Genomic DNA, 17,070 nt, shown 5'->3' with positions numbered 1-17,070 from the left:
TCAGGCCGGGTCGCCGGCGGAGCCGGGCTTGTTGATGTTCACGTCGATGCGGGCCGCGTCGCCGACCACGACCCCGCCCACCTGGCCGTGGAAATCGGTCTGGTACTTCGGGCCCGGGCCGTTGCCCTTCTCGATCCCGGCCAGCACCTGCCGTGCCATGGCGACCAGCGCTTCGTCATCCACCGCACCGGCCGCGGTCAGTTCGGCACGCAGGGGGTGCTCCCAGGTTTCGGGGGCCTGTTCAAAACGCTCCAGGATCAGCGGCCCTTCGGCACGGCCGGCGAGCCGGGCCTGTACCGCCCCCCGCAACCTTTGGTACGCGGAGACGACCGACTCCTTGGCCACATCACTGAACCCCGCCGCGGCACCCGCCGCCAGGGCTGCGATGAGCAGCGAGATGGGTTCCACGGCGCCCTCCCCCGAGGCTGCCCGCGCGGACATGCGCTCACCGCCTCGTTACAGACCGTAACGCCCCGTGCGCGGATGCGCCAGGGGGCGAGGTACAGCGGGCGTCGGCCGGATCCTGACCAAGATCGGCCGCTATGAGCGGTCGAGGTTGAGTGCGGACCGCGCGACGGTGTACGCACAGTGGTCCGGTTCTCAGCTGGTAGCCGCGGCAGCCGCCCGCGAGGGGGGTTGCTGAAAACGGCATGGCGGCAGGTCAGGGTGGCGGGTGCTGCGGTAGCTGGAACGGACAGAAGACCATGTGAGAACGGAAGCACCGGGGTACGCGTCGTTCAGTGACGGTGCTCGGGAGCATTGAGCAGTCGGCGGGCAGGGCCAAGGATTTCCTTTTCAGGATGTATCCGTGTGAACGGGATGCTTCGGCTTCAGGTTCCGAAACGGACTCGCCGGGTGTGGCGGCCAGCCCGGGACGGGCACGCCGAGGGCTGAGGGTGACGGCACGGCGGTTGAGGGCTGCGCCCTGTTCGGCCTCGGGAGTCCTAGCCAGGCTTTGCGACCGCTGGCTCCAGGAGCACCGGCTGACGTGCGGAAACACGAGCAGGCGCCGCTGGAGACAACTAACGGCGCCTGGAGGCAAACAAGTTGAGGGCCCATGTGCCGCTGCAGCAGGGCTGATTCATGGTCTTGATGGCAGCAAGAACCAGCAGGTCACAAGGGGGTGACGAAGTTTCAGTGCGCCGGCTCCGGGCGCAACGAAGCTCCGATGATCAAGGGGACCTACCAAGTCGCCCGACCACCGGAGCCTCGATGTGCCGTCAGTCTGCCACCGTCTGCCTGTTCAAGTCGCCCTCGCGCCAGCAGCGTGAACTGACGGACGTGGCAGCCCGGCTGGCCGCACTGCCCGACCCGCGTGAGCGGCGCGGTCGGCGGCACGCCCTCGCCTCGGTTGTGCTCGCTGCTGCCTGCGCGGTCCTGGCCGGCGCCCGCTCCTATCTCGCCATCGGCCAGTGGGCCCGCCACGCACCCCAGGACACCCTCGCCCGTTTGGGGTTTCGCGCAGGTGGGTCGCTCGGCGTGCGCCGGCCCGCCTCATCCTCCACCCTGCGCCGCGTGCTGATGCTGGTGTGCCCCGGCGGGCTCGCCGATCTGCTCGGCCACCACCCGGCCGGGGCCCAGGCGGTCGCGGTCGACGGCAAGAGCGCCCGCGGCTCACGCACCGACACCAGCGCGACGGCCCACCTGCTGTCCGCCGTGACGGCCGGACGTACCGTCAGCCAGCTGCGGGTACCGGACAAGACGAATGAAATCGCCGCGTTCACTTCCCTGCTGTCCCCGTTCGACCTGGCCGGCACCGTGGTGACCGCCGATGCCCTGCACACCCAGCGCGAGCACGCGAAATGGCTGGTGGAGGTGAAGAAGGCGCACTACCTGCTGGTGGTCAAGGGAAACCAGCCCACCCTGCACGCGGCGATCAAGTCCCTGCCGTGGAAGGAAGTGACCGCACGCCGCTACGACCGTCAGCGCGGGCACGGCCGGCGCGAGACCCGCTCGGTGCGCACCCTCACTGTCACCGGCCTCCACCTGGACTTCCCGCACGTGGTCCAGGCGGTGAAGATCCTGCGCCACCGCACCGACATCAAGACCGGCAAGGTGACCCGGCAGACCGTCTACGCGATCACCGACATGACGGCCAGGCAGGCATCCCCGCAGCTCATCGGCCGCCTGGCCAGGTCGCAGTGGGGCATCGAGGCCGTGCACCACGTGAGAGACACCACGTTCGCCGAGGACGCCTCCAAAATCCGGACCGGACACAGCCCGGAGAACATGGCCACCCTGCGCAACCTCGCGATCAAAACCCTCCGGGACGCCGGCTACCGCAGCATCACCACCGGACTGCGAGAGGTCTCCTACGCGCCGTTCACCCGCCCGCTGGACCTCCTCCAACTGGCCTGACCTGCAACGCGACACGACCAATCAGGCTATGAATCACCCCTGCCTGACGACGAGCACGATCGCAACGGCGCACTTTGATCGCGCTAGACGACTCGGAGGGGACGACGACGAGTGCCGATGGCCCGTTGGTTAGTGACAGGCCATCGGCTCTTCGTGGTGTGGGGTGGCTACTTGTTGAGGAAGGTGAGGAGGGCGTTGGTTACTTCGGTGGCGTGGGTCCACAGGAGGCCGTGGGGGGCGCCTTCGATTTCGATGTAGTCGGCGTGAGGGAGGGCCTTGTGGAAGGGGCGGCCGGTGGCGTCGATGGGAAGGATGCGGTCGCCCGTGCCGTGGAGGATGAGGGTGGGGAGGGTGATGCGGGTGAGGTCGTTGCGGAAGTCGGTGGTCCAGGTGGGAACACAGGCTTGGGAGGCGTGAGGTGAGGCGTTGGCCGCGGTGTTCCAGTTGGCGCGGACCACGTCTTCGCTGATGCGGGTGCCGAGGTTTTCGTCAAGGTTGTAGAAGGCCTGGTAGAAGTCGGTGAAGTAGGCGTAGCGGTCGGTGGTGACGGCTTCGAGGATGCCTTCGAAGACGCTGCCGTCGACGCCGGTGGGGTTGTCGGGGGTGTTGAGGAGGTAGGGCTCCAGGGAGGCGAGGAAGGCGGCCTTGGCGATGCGGGTGGGCCCGTAGGTGGAGAGGTAGCGGGCTACTTCGCCGGTGCCCATGGAGAAGCCGACGAGGACGGTGTCGGTGAGGTCGAGGTTCTCGAGGAGGGTGTTGAGGTCGGCGGCGAAGGTGTCGTAGTCGTAGCCGGTGGTGGGTCGGCTGGAGCGTCCGAAGCCGCGGCGGTCATAAGTGATGACGCGGTAGCCGGCCTTCAGGAGGGCTGCGGTCTGCTTTTCCCAGGAGGCGCCGTCGAGGGGGTAGCCGTGGATGAGGACGACGGGCTGTCCGGTGCCGTGGTCTTCGTAGTAGATGTCGATGTCGGTGGAGTTTTCCTGGCCGACGGTGATGAACGACATGTGATGCTCCTCTGTGGCTGTGGCTGTGGCTGTGGCTGTGGTTCCTGCGGGACCGGGAGCGCACGGGATGCTGCGCTCAGAGGGCCGGCGTGGGTGCTGCAGGAGTTCCGAGGGTGGCGGAGGGTGCTGCAGCGGTGCTGCGGTTCCGACGTGCTGCCGAGATGCGGCAGGTGCGGTCCGCCGGTGTTCCGGAGTGCTGCAGGCCTACGGGGACTGCAGGGTGCTACTTGGCGGTGTGGGCGGCTTGTTCGATGAGGCGGGTGACGGTGTCGGGGCGGGAGGCGGCGACGGCGTGGGAGGCCTTGACTTCGGTGGTGTGGGAGCCTGCGCGCTCGGACATGTAGCGCTGGGCGGCGGGTGGGATGTTGTTGTCCTGGGTGGCAATGAGGGACCAGGAGGGGATGGTCTTCCAGGCGGTGCGGGTGGTCTCTTCCTCGAGGGCGGCGGCGGCGATGGGGCGCTGGGTGGTGGCCATGAGGACGGCGTCCTTGGCGGAGACGTCGGCGGCGAACTGGGCGCGGAACTTGTCGGGCTTGATGGTCAGGTCGGTTCCGGTGGTGCCGTCGGGCAGGGTGTAGGTGGCCTGTTCGAGGACGTTGCCCAGGGTGCTGCCGGGATACTTGTTGGACAGGCCCAGGGAGGTTTCGCCGATGTCGGGGATGAACGCGGCGATGTAGACGAGGGCCTTGACGTTGTCCTGGCCGACGGCGGCGTCGGTGATGACAGTGCCGCCGTAGGAGTGGCCGACCAGGACGACAGGGCCGTCGATGCGGTTCAGGACGCTGCGCAGGTAGGCGGCGTCGCTGGCGGGGCTGCGCAGCGGGTTGGCCGCGGCGATGACGGGGTAGCCCTTCTTCTTCAGGTTCTGGATGACGCCGTTCCAACTGGAGGCGTCGGCGAATGCGCCGTGCTCGAGAACGATGGTGGGGCGCGGGCCGGTGGCGGGCGTGGCGTCGGCGTTGCCCGGCAGGGTGACGGCGAGGGCGGCGACGACCACGGCGGTGGCGCCGGCCACCATGACGGTGCGGGTGCGGAGCGGACGGATGGCGGAGTTCCAGTTCATTGCGGGTTCCCCTTGCGCAGGACCGAAGCGGCTGCCGAAGACCTGCAGGGCCTTCTGGAACCGCCAGCCCCAGGCGAGAGCGCCGGGGCCACCACCAAACTCCCGCCCAGAGTTGTTCACCTAACAGTCCAGTTCCGTGCTCACTTTCAGCCTGGGTGGGAATCTGCTGTGCCTTGCGGTGCAGGTTCAGGTGGTGCGGCAGTGTCGTTCATGGCGTAAGGCGGCCAGCCTCCTGCAGCGCGCCCATCAGCACGCTTGGAGTGCGCCGGGGCGCCGACATCGTGCGGAAGGCCGCACGCCTTCTCACTACAGGAGATCATGAGGGGTTCATTCGGGCCACGTTAAAGCCGTGCTGCCGTGTAGCGGTTGCGTGATCGCTAGGCCTGTGCACCAGCCGTGCGGCTTTCAGCGACTGTAACCCGGCTGGATGGCCCATGGTGCGGAACGTGTCGTTGATGCGAGGGCAAGCGGGTGCCGATCGCCCTCGTAGGCCCGTCGTGTCGCAGCCGTTCCCGTGTGTTCCCGTCGGTTCGCGCTGCGACGTTTCTGCCGGGTTCCTTCTCGGAGGTGTTCAGTGTCAGAGGCTGCGCCCCTTGGCTGGGTGAGGGCACCTTGAGCGACGGGGCTGCATGCCCATGCAACTGGCCCTCCTGGCCCGTGTGCTCCGTGCTGGGCCGGGCGGCTGCGCGCAACGAGCACCGCACCCTCGCCTGTGAGCAATTTGGACCGTCAGCTGTCGGAAGCCAGGCGTCGTGGGCCCCCATCGCCAGGACCGGTGCTAGACGGCGGGGAAGGGGTTCGGCCGTGGCCCAGGTGCGCGAAGCATCATCCGCTCCATTTCAGCCGTTCGGGTCTGGCTGGCAGGTGACGTCCGTGGGGGACCTGGAGGAACTCGTGGGACCGGCGGTAGGCCACGCTCTGTGCTGGACTTGCCGTGCGGCCACATTGCCGGCAGGTCGCTGCTGCACTGCAGGGTCCGCTGGGAGCCCGGCACACCGGTGTTCTGGGACAACCGCTGTGTCCAGCACCACGCGAGTGTGACTACTACCCGCATTCGCGCTACGGGCAGCGTGCGGCGATCAAGGGAACCCAGCCGAAGGCCTGACCGCGAGAGCCCCTCGCAGCGCCACGCTCCTGCGACGGGCGCCCGCGAAGGCTCAGCCTGGGCCAGGGTTGGCGAGGAGGCAACCGGTCGGACGCCTGTGGAAGCCGAAAGACAGGTGCTTGCGTCGGGGCCATCGCCTCCTGGGAGGGCCGCAGACGTGCGCCCCATCAGCTGTCCGGTGGGGCGCACGTCGTACGGGGAGATTCCCGCCATGGCGGCGCAGGCTTGAAGGCGGCCGGTGACGGGGTTGTGAACTGCGCGAATGCTGCTGCTGGCCCCTGGTCACTGAGCCCCGCATCCTTGTGCACGGGGGCAGGCAGCGTTGTACGGGATGCCGCGGAGCACCGGTCGGCCTGGCGCGTCCTGGTTGAGGGCACGTCTGCCCATGCCATCGACGACAAGAGATGAGGAGAGAGGGTCACACGCTGACCGAGTCCTGAGTGGCTCCGCCCCGCCCTCGCAGGTGGTGGTACACCGGGCTGAGGAGGGTGGCGATGAGGATCCCGCAGGACACTTCAAACGCGATCAGCAGCCAAGTGGCCGTGCCCTTAAAGGCCTTCTCCATGAGTTGCCGAATGACCAGGTGACTCACTACGACACTGAAGATAGTCAGCCAGGACGGGCTGTCCCAACGCCCTCGGGAGAAGGCGGCGACCAGGACCCCGACGACGACCACTGCGAGTATGACTGGTGCGCTGATGGTGAGCATGTGACGCAATTCCTGTCTCTAGGCAGGGGTGCTGCGCCCCTGGGCTGCGATGGATCCAGCATCACACCCGCTTTTGACCTGCTCATCGGTCCACGGCAGGAGCGGCTTGTCTACCCAGAGTTGGAGACAGCCCCGGTCCCCTTTGGTCATCGGCGGCCGGTGCGGATGGTGAACCAGGGCCCCCAACGGGCCGTAGGGGTGCTGACACGGGATCTGTCGCTTCCAGCCAGTGAGGGTCCCGTGTTGCTGGTCAGACTCATTCTCGGCACACCTCTGGAAGGTCCTATGTACCGTATTCAACGCCGCACCACGATGGCGGCAGTAGGTCTTGCGGTCGCTGCTGCGGCCACAGCCATCTCCGTCGGAACTGGAACCGCAGACGCCGTTCCGGTCGCTACAACCGCCGCTGCCACAAGTGCAGGTATTACCAGCTACGTGGCGCTGGGCGATTCATATGCCTCTGGTGCCGGCCTTTCTGGGCAGACGAACGCCACCTGCCTGCGTTCGTCCGGCAGCTACCCGGTGTGGCTGAAGAAGACCTACAAGATCTCTGACGCCAACTTCAAGAACGTCACCTGCAGCGGTGCGACGACTCGCTCCCTTTGGAACGATCAGGGGCCGGCGCACCCGCAACTCAATGCTCTGAGCAAGAACACGGACCTGGTCACTGTCTCGATCGGGGGCAATGACCTGGGATTCTCCACTGTGCTTGCTGACTGCGTTCTGCAGGCCCAGCTGAAGGGCAGCACGGGCAGTCCGTGCCGAACGAAGTACAACGCCGGTGGCCAGAACCTTCTCGAGGCCCGGATCGCCAAGCTGGCTCCCCGGATCGGCTCCATGGTCGTCGACATCAAGCGGCGCAGTCCCGCGGCCCGCGTGGTGGTGGTCGGCTATCCGACTCTCTTCCCGGCCAAGGCCGACCGTTGCGGTGCATCGGTTCCGCTGGCTGATGGGGATGTCACCTATCTCGACGACATCACCCGGAAGCTCAACTCGATGCTCGCCAATCAGGCACGTGGTGCTGGCGCGGCCTACGCGGACACCTATTCCGGATCCCAGGGCACCGACATGTGCCAGCCGCAGAACACGCGCTGGGTCAACCCTCTCCTGCCGCTTTCGGCAGGGTCCGCACACCCCACCGGTGTAGGCCACCTGTTCATGGCGAACCGTGTGTTCGAGGCCCTGAAGTAGGTCGCGAGGATCTACCGCGTAAGGGGTGATGTTGCTGGTCCTCGGCGGCCAGCGTTGGCGAGGTGCTGCAGCGTGGCCCGGGGCCGTGACACATGACTGCTTGAGTGGTTTCCCCTTCGCGGGTTGAGGCGAGCGGCGGCGCACCACAGTGCCGTCGTCTGCCTCGGCGTGAGTTGCCGTATGGGCCGGGGGATTGTGTCGCCTACAGTCAAGTGTCGTGGCCGTAGGTCTGCTTGATAGTTTGATGGCTTACGACTTACGGCTTTCGGGGCAGGGCGGCGAACGCTAGTGCTCTGACCGCCTATGTTCGCCGTGTTGGCCCTTGTGGCGCTTGGATGGACGGTGACGTCCGTTCCGACCGTTGGAGGCGCGGTGGCTGAGCCTGTCTGTGTGCGCAGACTGACTGACCAGGAGGGGCAGCGGCTGCAGCAGATCGTGCGCCGGGGCAGCACGAGTTCGGTGCGATACCGGCGGGCGATGATGCTGCTGGCCTCGGCCGGCGGCAACCGGGTGCCGGTGATTGCGCAGTTGGTGCAGCCGACGAGGACACCGTCCGCGATGTCATCCACCGCTTCAACGAGATCGGCCTGGCCTGCTTGGACCCTCGGTGCTTTCCGCAGGTAGGTGACGAGTTTGCGCAGTGACCAGCGGGTGAAAGGCTGGCCGAGCTCCCCGCACCACCTCTGCAAAAGTACCCCGACGGGACCCAACCCCCGCGTGCGCGGGGAACAGCGGAACCTCGTATTGGCCAGCCGGATTAGGGCGGGACCATCCCCGCCTGCGTGGGGAGCAGACGCCGGTGCTACCGGAGGCGTCACCGGCCTTGGGACCATCCGCGCGTGCGCGGGAAGCAGTCCGGGTTGCCTGCGCGGTCGACGGCATCGAGAGGACCATCCCCGCGTGCACGGGGAGCAGACATCCGGGATCGGTGACGCGTTCAAGCAGGCGGGACCATTCCCGCGTGCACGGGAGCAGAGTACAGCCAGCCCGTTCTTCGCGCGGACCTCGGGACCATCCCCGCGTGCGTGGGGAGCAGACGCCGGTACTACGGAGACTTCGCCGGCCTTGGGACCATCCCCGCGTGCGTGGGGAGCACGGCGTCCTGGAGATCGCCTCGGACACGGTGGTGGGACCATCCCCGGCGTGCGCGGGGAGCACACTGAGTGACCTGCAGCTTTATGGCCAAGGTGATCAGATTTCGCAGATTTCCAGTGAAACCGTCATGCCTAGCGTATTGGGGCACTTCTGAATTCTTAGTGTCACCTAGCTCGGATCCAGTGGTCTGCTACTACGTGCTGAGTAGCTCAGGCTTGAAGTTGATCAGACTGCGTGCAACTTCCTGTAGAAGCCTACGTGACCTGGGATCTACCTGTATTCATCGGGCCATGGCAGGTGACGGGGAGTGTCGCTCAGGATTGGGAGGCCGGCTCGCAGGGCCGGTCCGGAATGTGTGGGCCAAGCACGACGGGAATACTGACGGCTGGCCGCCGCTGTGGCATCACATCGACGACAGCGGCAGGTCGAGAAGTACTTCGTGGCCGTCGTGGACCCGGAAACGGTCAGCCCGGCCACCACTTGATCACCGACGGGCACGGCACCCCGCTGGCTGTCCTGCTGACCGGCGGCAACCGCAACGACGTCACCCAACTACTGCCCCTACTCGACGCGATCCCACCGGTCCGTGGTCGGGTCGGCCGTCCCCGCCGCAAGCCGGACTCGCTGTTCGCCGACCGCGGCTACGACCACGACATCTACCGCGACCAGGTTCGCGCCCGTGGCATCGTGCCCGCAATCACCCGACACGGCACCGGGCTGGGCACCTACCGCTGGGTCGTGGAGAGGAGTTTTGCCTGGTTGCACGGCTTCCGACGCCTGCGGATCCGGTGGGAACGGCGGGCCGACATCCACGAAGCCTTCCTCAAGCTCGCCTGCTGCCTCATCACCCACCGGCAACTCAGGGCATTGCGCTGACGTTGGGGTACAAGGCCGCCGGTCACCTCATGGATGTCCGTGGCTCATGCCATGATCCGGCCCCATGAGTGACCGTTCGCTTTCACCCGCTTGGCTGGCCTCGTGGACAGACAGAGTCTCCGGGACCCTCGCCGCAATGACAGACGAGTTCGAGCGTCGGCACGGCTTTCCCCCCGGTACCAACGAGGTCCGGCCAGCCAGCCGCGACGATCAAACCGCGGCTCGCACGCTTGCCCAATCGGGCCTTATCCCGGCTGACCTGGTCACTTTCTACGACAGCATCGGCGACGTGACCTGGGCGGACGTCGGCAACGGCTTCTTCCTCGACCCGGCAAGCGACGTCCTTCTGCGACTCCAGGAGCACGGCGCTGTCGTTGCCGGCGCGGACCAGATGGTGGCCATCGGCTCGAACGGCGGCGGCCTCTCCTACGTCGCGGGCCCTGATGGGTCGGTTCATCGAACGCGGACGGCATCACGGGACGAACCAGAACTCGACAAGGTAGCCGACGACCTGCGGCAGTTTCTGGAACTGCTGGAGCGATCCCTGACGCGGTTCATTGCCGACGGCGAGCCGGGATCTCTGTAGGTCAGCCCTCGGGGCTCATTCTGTTAGCCGCTGTTATGGCGCTCAGGTTCCGAACGGACGTCGCGGCGGTTCAAGTGCGTGCTGTGTCGGTTTTCCTAAGCTTCGACGGCAGAGGGAACACCCGGGCTGTTCATGGACAGATACACACCAAAGACGAGAAATTCGTGAACCAAGAGAATTCCGGCCCCGTGGCCGTCATCGCAGGTACCGGCGCCGCCATGGACATCCCCAAAGGGGTGATCGGCAGTGTGCGGATCGCAGGCCCGCCGGATCAAGGTGATCGTTTGCCATCGGGTCACCTCGGTGTCGGTCAGCACCAGCAACGCCCACACCAGCAGGGGTGTGTGGCGAGCCTCCATCCGGACAGCCATGCTCCACTGGAGCCCGCTCGCTGCTGATCAGCCGGTTCCACGCCTTCTGCGCGCCGAGCCCGGACGCGGCTGGGTGACCCACAGGGCTGACGCGAAGACGACCATCCTCACTTTCAGACCCCTTTGGTACATAAGCGTAATCAGCTCCTTGAACGTCGAGGAGCTGATTTTCTGAGAACCGGTGGTCGGACAAAGGCTGCCGTGGAAAGCGGAGACATGATGGGCAAGAGTCCTTATGACTATGTCGTGGTGGGAGCGGGGACAGCGGGATGCGTGATTGCCTCCCGGCTTTCGGAACGCCCCGGCGTGCGGGTGTTGCTGCTGGAAGCCGGAGCCCGGGACGCAACCGTGACGATGGCATCCCCTTGGGGCTTCCTGGGGTTTGACCCGTCATCCCTCTGGCTGGGCGCCTCGACCGTGCAGGCCGGTACAGGCAGGGCCGCTGACGTGCTGCGCGGCAAGGCGCTCGGCGGATCGTCGAGCATCAACGGCCTCTACCACCTGCGGGGGCACCGCTCCGGTTACGACGCATGGCCCGGCCTCGGTGCTCCAGGCTGGGGTTTCGACGATCTGCTGCCCTATTTCCGCCGCAGCGAGAGCACTCGCAGCCGTAATGCCTCCGTGCGGGGCACGGACGGGCCGGTCGCGGTCGCCCCGGTCCCGGAACCCCATCCCCTGGCCACGGCGGGCGTCGACGCCGCGGTGGAGGCTGGGTTCGCACGCGCCGATGACATCGGCAGCGGACTGGAGACCGGGTTCGGGTGGAGTGACATGAATCTGCCCGACGGCGCCCGCCAGAGCGCGGCCGACGCCTACATCCGTCCGTTCCTTGACCGGCCGAACCTGGACGTCGTCACGGACGCGACCGTGCAGCGGCTGCGCACCACCGCGGGCCGCTGCACCGGCGTCGAGTACACCACCGGTGGGGAGCACCTGTCCGTCGACAGCGCCGAGGTGGTACTGACTGCGGGAGCCATCGGTTCCGCACACCTCCTGATGCTGTCAGGGATCGGCCCGGCACAACACCTTGAGGAACACGGTATCGACGTCGTCGCCGACCTGCCGGGAGTGGGCTCCCATCTGCAGGACCATCCGATGGCGGGCGTGGTGTACGAGGCCATCCAGCCCGTACCGTTCATTCCTGCCAACCCGCCCGCCGAAATGATGGGCCTCCTGTACAGCGACCCCGCCGCGGCCCGGCCGGACCTTCAGGTCTACATCGTCGCCGCACCGCTCCCGTCGGCATGGGGCCCGCCGCCGGCCAACGGCTACTCCATCGCTTTCTCCGCGATGGCTCCGCACAGCAGCGGCACCGTGCGCCTGGCGGACTCCAATCCCGGCAGCGCTCCCGTCGTCGACCCCGGCTACCTGAGCGACGACCGTGACCTGGAGATCATGCGCAAGGGCCTGGCCCTGGCACGCCGCATCGGGGAGGCCGACGCGTTCGCCGAGTGGCGCAAGCAGGAAGCGGTGCCGGGCTCCGGAACAAGCGGCGAATCCGTGGACGAGTTCATCCGCAAGGCCACTGGCCCTTACTTCCACTTCACCGGCACCTGCCGCATGGGAACCGACGCCGACACCGTCGTCGACCCTGCGAACCTTCGCGTACACGGAATAGCCGGACTGCGGGTCGCCGATGCCTCGGTGATGCCGTCCATCCCCTCGGCCAACACCAACGCGACCGTCTACGCCATCGCCGAACGGGCCGCCGAACTGATCGACTGAGCCTTCTACAGCGCCCACGGCGCTTCCACAACGCGCTCATCCCCGACGCCTGGATCGCCGGCAGCTGGCCGGGGTCTTCGACCAGCTGCCGGCATCCTGCTTGCCGAACTCAAGGTGGCCGGCGAGCTCGACGGGTCCAGGCCGTGTGTGGACGGCTGCCACATACGCGCGAAAGTGGGGGGAGCTGACGCCGGTCCGTCGTCGGTCGGCCAGCGGAAGGCGGGCAGCAAACACCACCCAATGGTGAGCCACGGGGGGATCACCTCTCAGCTCGCCGGGAACCGCCGAGGTCCTGAAACGACTGAGGGCCCTGCGGGCAGCGCCGGCGAGGTCACCCAGCCCGCGCCCTCATCGACAACATCCCGCCGCGGTCAAATGCCCAGGCGCCGCCCACAGCGCCGCCCTGCCTCTGCTGAACTGCGGTCGTACCTTTGGTCACGCGCTTTCGGCCGGCCCGTGGCCCGGCGGGTGCCGGGTCGGCGAGAGCGAGGCTGCTCCGGTCGAGCGGGCGTACTCGGTGGGAGTCTGACCGTAGTGCTTCTTGAAGGTCCGGGTGAAGTGGCTGCTGTCCGCGAACTGCCAGTGTGCGGCGAGTTCCGAGATACTCAGGCGACCTGACGGCTCGGTGAGGGCGAGCCGGGCCTCTTGCAGTCGCCGGTGGCGGATGTAGGTGGCCACCTGCTCTCCCACCGCGGCGAATGCCCGGTGCAGCGTACGGACGGAGACGTTGAGTTCACGCGCAAGCATTGCAGGAGAAAGTTCGGGATCAGCGAGCCGGCGGTCCGCGAGGTCCTTAGCTGCCTGGGTGAGCGCGGGAGCCAGCCGGGGTTCTACGTCGTCGAACCGGCCCTTCGTCACCGCCTTGGCCAGCTCGATCAGGGCGGCGTGGGCGGCTTCCACACCGGCCGGGCCGAGGTCGGCCACCGTTATGTGGATCATGTCCGTGAGGGCCGTCAGCAGGCGTATCTCGGCCGAGTCCGCCGGCCCGGTGATGACCCGGTTCCCGAGCAGGGGTTTGAGCTCGCCGGGGGGCAGGACGAAGAACTTCGCCGTGAGGTGCGCCGACGTCTCGAAGGCCGACAGGCGGCCGACGTGCCGGACGAGGAACTGCCCGGCCGATACGGTCTGTTCGCCGCCACCCGGCGGTCCGCCCAGAGTCCACGCGCCGCGCTGCACTACGTACATCGCCACCAGGTCCTGGTCTCCGCCCGGGATGTCCGCGGTCCGGGTTGCCGAGGCGGCGTGAAGATCGGCGATCGCCGCGCCCTGCACCTTGGCCACGTGGCCCTTGACCCGGAAGTCACCGATCGTGTCAGGGCTGAAGGCTGGCAGTTGGAAGACGTCGTCGCCGATCTGCGTCTCCCACCCGCGCCGGAAGGCGTCGAGTCCCCGCGGTGCGGCGCCCGGGGCGGTCGAGTCAACTGATAACACCCCGCGCGCGCCGTCGACCTCCGCTCCAGTTCTGTTCATCACTCTCCGATCCTCACATTCGTTGCTTCAACGCGGTGTTCGTGTTCCGTACGGACGTCGCCGTGGTGCATGTCGGCGCTGTGCCAATCTTCCTACAGACGGCCCGCATGGCAGCGGTCGAGGGGCACTGCAGGCCCGCACCGCCGGGGCCGGGCACGGCCGCTGTGAGATCCGCCGTCTGAAGTCTGCACCGTCCGTCCCGGCCTGCTCTTCCCGCACGCTGTCCAGGCCATGCGGATCAAGCGCCGCCGCACCCACCACAAGGCAGGCAAGGTCGAGACGAAGAGCGTCTACGTGACCCCAGCCTCTCGCCCGAACAGGCCAGCCCACCACAACTCGCCGAACTCGCGCAGAACCACTGGTCGGTTGAGGCCTTGCACCACATCCGAGACGTCACCCGGAAGACCATGTTGATCAGGTTGTGCCTTCGCTGATCGGTTTGCGCCTCCGTTGCATCTCGCACCAGGTCGAGAATCGCCGCGTGTCCGACGAAGGGGCCCTGCTCGACCTCACCGGCGACGTTGGCCTTCCAGGTGGCGTCTTCGGTCAGGACGCCTGCCAACGTCACCAGATCTCCGTGATCCAGGTCGTTCGCGCTCGGTTGTCGGGTGAAAGATCGGGCGCGCACAGCGACAGCGACCATTTGGTGTGCGCCGGGAGGGCGGAGGACGTGACGTGAGCGGTGCGCCGCCTTGCGACCGACCGCTCCACCGCCAGGGCGCCGGACCGCTCCCGCCGGCGATGGTGATGTGCCGGCCAGTGATGTCGCCCTTCAGCCGGCATCAGGAATGCGACCGTCTCGGCGATCTCCTGCGGCGAACCGAGCCGACCCGTGCGGTCGGCTCGGTTCGCCGTTTGCGAGCATCGCGGCCGCGTGGTCGCCAGGACACGCCCCAAGTTCTCCGCATCGGCGTCTCGATGGCCGCCGGTGCCCCGCGGACGGGCGCCGGACGCGTCGGTGAAACGGCTCGTTCCTAAGCGACCGTGAGCACGATCTTGCCCTGGATGTGCCCTCGGGCGGCGCGTTCGTGCGCGGCTCGGGCATCCGCGAGCGCAAACGTGCTGTCGATCGCGACCTGGATTGTGCCCGCATCGAGCAGGCGCCCCAGTTCAGCGAGTTGCGCGCCGTTCGAGCGGACCTGGGCGCTCGAGACCGTGACGCCTAGCTTCGCGGTCTCTTCTTCGTCGAAGTCCCCGGGAAGTACGGGGAACTGGACGCCGCCGCGCTTAAGCGTGCGCAGGAAGCGCTTGCTGTCGGGGCCGCCGACGGTGTCGAGCACGAGGTCGACGTCGTGCACGAGTTCCTCAGGACGACTCTTGGTGTAGTCGATGAACTGGTCGGCGCCGAGTTGGCTCAGGAACGATTCATGCGCGCCCGATGCCACCGCGATGACACGTGCGCCCCTCCATTTCGCCAGCTGCAGTGCGAAGTGCCCCACGCCGCCCGCGGCGCCGTTGATGAGCACCGTCGTGTCGCCATCGAGTGCCGTCGGGCGATGCCGTGCCTCCTGGAAGGGCGAGGGGTGATCGTGTCCGACCTCGATCAGGAACTGCCACGCGGTGAGCCCGGCCATGGGCGCCCCGGCGGCGTGCACGTGGTCGATGCCGGCCGGCTTACGTGCGAGGTCCGACGCGGGCGCGGCCACGTACTCGGCGTACGCGCTGCCGTTGAAGCTGGGAAAACGCAGAAGACCGAAGACTTCATCACCTACGGCGAGGCCGTCCACGTCCGCGGCGACGGCCTCGACGACGCCCGACACGTCCGTCCCCGGAATCACCGGCAGGCTGACCGTCGATTCCGTCTCCCCGGGCATCCTGGTCAGCCCGCCGCGCAGGTACCAGTCCGGAGGATTGATGCCGACCGCGTGAACGCGAACGAGCACTTCGCCCGGCCCCGGCTCGGGAATCGGCACCTCGTCGTAACGCAGAACTTCAGGGCCGCCGTACTCATGGAGCCGGACTGCCCTCATTGTGTGTGTCGGCATCGTTTTCCCCTGCCCGCGCTGCGGGATAGTCTTATCCGGATCAGTGGTCCACATAAACGGATCACTGATCCGAATATATGGACCACTGATCCGGATAGTCAAGGGGGACAAGTGCGGGCCGACGCCAGGAAGAACCGCGACCACCTGCTCGCAGTAGCGGGCGCCGCCATCACCGAGCAAGGCGTCGACGTGTCACTGCGCGACATCGCGCGCAGGGCCGATGTCGGGCTCGCGACGCTGCTGCGTCACTTCCCGACGCGCGAGGCGCTGCTCGATGCCCTGCTCCGCACGAGCTTCGACGAGCTGGCGGCACAGGCAGCCGAGCTCGAAACGTTGAGCTCACCCGAAGATGCTCTCGTTTCGTGGCTACGCGACTGCGTCGCGTGGACAACCGAGTATCGGGGCGTGACCGTGCTGATGGCAGCCGCCATCGAGGACGCCGAATCCGCACTCCACGCTTCGTGCGTCACCCTGCGCGCGGCGGGTGCGCGGCTCCTCACCCGTGCCCAGGCCGCAGGCATGGCGCGGAGCGATATCGATGGCGCCGATTTGTTTGCGCTGGTGGCCATGCTCGCTTGGCTCGGCGATCAACCCTCGCTCGCGCCACGCGCCGACCACCTCTTCGAGGTTGTCGCGAGCGCGATTCTGGCGAGCGCAGGGAGCAGCGACGCCGAGGAGGAACGCCCCCCTCGCCCGTAGCTGACATCGTCGCGCACGCGGACCAGCGAACTCGGCCGCGCGCTCGGCAGGAGCGGTTCGACGCCGAGTTCGCCAAGCCGGTCAAGGGCACCGGTATCGAGCCGCGCGCGACGGCTGGACACTGCACCGGATCCGCCACAGCACCCTGACACACGACGCCGAGGGCGGCACCTCCACCCCGATGCAGCCGGCCCGCTCCCCGCCACCCCTCCCTCCACTCCCTGGAGCGGTGCGCACACCCCAGCGTCGACGCGGTCGCCCGGCACGTCGCCGAACACGACCCCGCCGCCCGACGGATACGCAGACACCTCAAGATCAACAAATAGCCGCCTCTGGGCTCACCTCGGCGACACCCCGTACACGCCCGAAGAGCTGTTCGCGTCCACCGCGCTGTACTACGCCGCCCACCGGCCCCGCCACGCGCCCGAGTTCTACACCCTGCCCGGCGACCACCGCGGCCTCGACGGCATCCAGCGGGTGCTCGCCCTCGGCGCCGGCCCCGGCATCATCGCCACCCACCCCTGACGACACGCGCGTTGCTGCCTGGCCGACGACCTCGTCATGCGGCCAGGCCGCAGTGCAGTCTTGAGACACTCCCAGGCTGGAACAGGTTGACAGACCGCATAACGGCTTCGGACACCCAGGAGCACCAGGCGGGGCGGTCGGTTCCGGCGTCGCTGAGGTTCTTTTCCGCGGCGGCGAGGGCTCGCAGGACGGCTCCGCGCTCGTTCTGCGCCGCCAGGGTGCGGGCGAGGCGGAGTTGGAGCAGGCAGCGGGCGCCGGGGTTCCGCGCACGGGTCAGCGCGCGATTCGGCAACGTCAGGGTGCGCCGCGGC

Annotated in this window: 13 protein-coding genes and 3 pseudogenes; 9 read left to right on the top strand and 7 right to left on the bottom strand. The window is 67.5% G+C overall.

Features of this window, described 5'->3' with window-relative positions:
• Nucleotides 1-408: a hypothetical protein gene (locus OOK38_RS32885; RefSeq protein WP_266849641.1), complete on the bottom strand. Its 408-nt coding sequence runs from the start codon at nt 406-408 to the stop codon at nt 1-3.
• Nucleotides 409-1,212: 804 nt separating this feature from the next.
• Here OOK38_RS32885 and OOK38_RS32875 point away from each other — a divergent pair.
• Nucleotides 1,213-2,358, top strand: a complete 1,146-nt coding sequence (locus OOK38_RS32875; RefSeq protein WP_266849640.1) for an ISAs1 family transposase — start codon at nt 1,213-1,215, stop codon at nt 2,356-2,358.
• A 167-nt stretch (nt 2,359-2,525) separates the two neighbouring features.
• Here OOK38_RS32875 and OOK38_RS32870 read toward each other — a convergent pair whose 3' ends face one another.
• Together OOK38_RS32870 and OOK38_RS32865 are read right to left on the bottom strand one after the other, a co-directional pair.
• Nucleotides 2,526-3,359, bottom strand: coding sequence for an alpha/beta fold hydrolase (locus OOK38_RS32870; RefSeq protein WP_266849638.1), 834 nt, complete (start codon nt 3,357-3,359; stop codon nt 2,526-2,528).
• 223 nt (nt 3,360-3,582) lie between these two features.
• Nucleotides 3,583-4,422 carry an alpha/beta fold hydrolase gene (locus tag OOK38_RS32865; RefSeq protein WP_266849636.1) on the bottom strand — a complete coding sequence of 280 codons (840 nt, stop codon included), beginning with the start codon at nt 4,420-4,422 and terminating at the stop codon, nt 3,583-3,585.
• A gap of 917 nt (nt 4,423-5,339) precedes the next feature.
• Here OOK38_RS32865 and OOK38_RS32860 point away from each other — a divergent pair.
• Nucleotides 5,340-5,527, top strand: a pseudogene (locus OOK38_RS32860) (TauD/TfdA family dioxygenase); the annotation flags it as partial.
• Nucleotides 5,528-5,945: 418 nt separating this feature from the next.
• Here the strand turns inward: OOK38_RS32860 and OOK38_RS32855 are convergent.
• Nucleotides 5,946-6,236, bottom strand: coding sequence for a hypothetical protein (locus OOK38_RS32855; RefSeq protein WP_266849635.1), 291 nt, complete (start codon nt 6,234-6,236; stop codon nt 5,946-5,948).
• Between the two features lie 435 nt (nt 6,237-6,671).
• Here OOK38_RS32855 and OOK38_RS32850 point away from each other — a divergent pair, with 435 nt between their 5' ends.
• From OOK38_RS32850 to OOK38_RS32835, 4 genes and pseudogenes are all read left to right on the top strand, one after another.
• Nucleotides 6,672-7,427: an SGNH/GDSL hydrolase family protein gene (locus tag OOK38_RS32850; protein ID WP_266849633.1), complete on the top strand. Its 756-nt coding sequence runs from the start codon at nt 6,672-6,674 to the stop codon at nt 7,425-7,427.
• Between the two features lie 372 nt (nt 7,428-7,799).
• Nucleotides 7,800-8,035, top strand: a pseudogene (locus OOK38_RS32845) (helix-turn-helix domain-containing protein); the annotation flags it as partial.
• A gap of 952 nt (nt 8,036-8,987) precedes the next feature.
• Nucleotides 8,988-9,398: pseudogene (locus OOK38_RS32840) on the top strand (IS5 family transposase); the annotation flags it as partial.
• 136 nt (nt 9,399-9,534) lie between these two features.
• Nucleotides 9,535-9,984: an SMI1/KNR4 family protein gene (locus OOK38_RS32835; RefSeq protein WP_266849631.1), complete on the top strand. Its 450-nt coding sequence runs from the start codon at nt 9,535-9,537 to the stop codon at nt 9,982-9,984.
• A gap of 95 nt (nt 9,985-10,079) precedes the next feature.
• Here the strand turns inward: OOK38_RS32835 and OOK38_RS32830 are convergent, their stop codons facing one another.
• Nucleotides 10,080-10,355, bottom strand: coding sequence for a hypothetical protein (locus OOK38_RS32830; protein ID WP_266849629.1), 276 nt, complete (start codon nt 10,353-10,355; stop codon nt 10,080-10,082).
• 216 nt (nt 10,356-10,571) lie between these two features.
• On the opposite strand from OOK38_RS32830, the gene OOK38_RS32825 reads away from it, so the two are divergent.
• Complete coding sequence (locus OOK38_RS32825) at nt 10,572-12,080, top strand: GMC family oxidoreductase N-terminal domain-containing protein (protein ID WP_323178867.1); 1,509 nt, start codon at nt 10,572-10,574, stop codon at nt 12,078-12,080.
• A gap of 435 nt (nt 12,081-12,515) precedes the next feature.
• Here the strand turns inward: OOK38_RS32825 and OOK38_RS32820 are convergent, their stop codons facing one another.
• Nucleotides 12,516-13,550: a helix-turn-helix domain-containing protein gene (locus OOK38_RS32820; protein WP_266849628.1), complete on the bottom strand. Its 1,035-nt coding sequence runs from the start codon at nt 13,548-13,550 to the stop codon at nt 12,516-12,518.
• A gap of 481 nt (nt 13,551-14,031) precedes the next feature.
• On the opposite strand from OOK38_RS32820, the gene OOK38_RS32815 reads away from it, so the two are divergent.
• The gene (locus tag OOK38_RS32815; protein WP_266849626.1) at nt 14,032-14,229 is read left to right on the top strand and encodes a hypothetical protein; all 198 of its coding nucleotides are present in this window, start codon (nt 14,032-14,034) and stop codon (nt 14,227-14,229) included.
• 295 nt (nt 14,230-14,524) lie between these two features.
• Here the strand turns inward: OOK38_RS32815 and OOK38_RS32810 are convergent, their stop codons facing one another.
• Complete coding sequence (locus tag OOK38_RS32810; RefSeq protein ID WP_266849625.1) at nt 14,525-15,535, bottom strand: NADP-dependent oxidoreductase; 1,011 nt, start codon at nt 15,533-15,535, stop codon at nt 14,525-14,527.
• A gap of 111 nt (nt 15,536-15,646) precedes the next feature.
• On the opposite strand from OOK38_RS32810, the gene OOK38_RS32805 reads away from it, so the two are divergent.
• Nucleotides 15,647-16,234: a TetR/AcrR family transcriptional regulator gene (locus tag OOK38_RS32805; protein WP_266849624.1), complete on the top strand. Its 588-nt coding sequence runs from the start codon at nt 15,647-15,649 to the stop codon at nt 16,232-16,234.
• The last annotated feature ends 836 nt before the right edge of the window (nt 16,235-17,070 follow it).

Source organism: Streptomyces sp. NBC_00568 (genome assembly GCF_026341855.1).
GTDB lineage: Bacteria > Actinomycetota > Actinomycetes > Streptomycetales > Streptomycetaceae > Streptomyces.
This window is presented reverse-complemented; position numbering and strand designations above follow the sequence as displayed.

What these genes read in the sequence shown, in the direction of transcription:
- OOK38_RS32875 (WP_266849640.1), top strand. Translation starts at nt 1,213, where the DNA reads ATGTGCCGTCAGTCTGCCACCGTCTGCCTGTTCAAGTCGCCCTCGCGC.
- OOK38_RS32870 (WP_266849638.1), bottom strand. Translation starts at nt 3,359, where the DNA reads ATGTCGTTCATCACCGTCGGCCAGGAAAACTCCACCGACATCGACATC.
- OOK38_RS32865 (WP_266849636.1), bottom strand. Translation starts at nt 4,422, where the DNA reads ATGAACTGGAACTCCGCCATCCGTCCGCTCCGCACCCGCACCGTCATG.
- OOK38_RS32855 (WP_266849635.1), bottom strand. Translation starts at nt 6,236, where the DNA reads ATGCTCACCATCAGCGCACCAGTCATACTCGCAGTGGTCGTCGTCGGG.
- OOK38_RS32835 (WP_266849631.1), top strand. Translation starts at nt 9,535, where the DNA reads ATGACAGACGAGTTCGAGCGTCGGCACGGCTTTCCCCCCGGTACCAAC.
- OOK38_RS32830 (WP_266849629.1), bottom strand. Translation starts at nt 10,355, where the DNA reads ATGGCTGTCCGGATGGAGGCTCGCCACACACCCCTGCTGGTGTGGGCG.
- OOK38_RS32825 (WP_323178867.1), top strand. Translation starts at nt 10,572, where the DNA reads ATGATGGGCAAGAGTCCTTATGACTATGTCGTGGTGGGAGCGGGGACA.
- OOK38_RS32820 (WP_266849628.1), bottom strand. Translation starts at nt 13,550, where the DNA reads ATGAACAGAACTGGAGCGGAGGTCGACGGCGCGCGCGGGGTGTTATCA.
- OOK38_RS32810 (WP_266849625.1), bottom strand. Translation starts at nt 15,535, where the DNA reads ATGCCGACACACACAATGAGGGCAGTCCGGCTCCATGAGTACGGCGGC.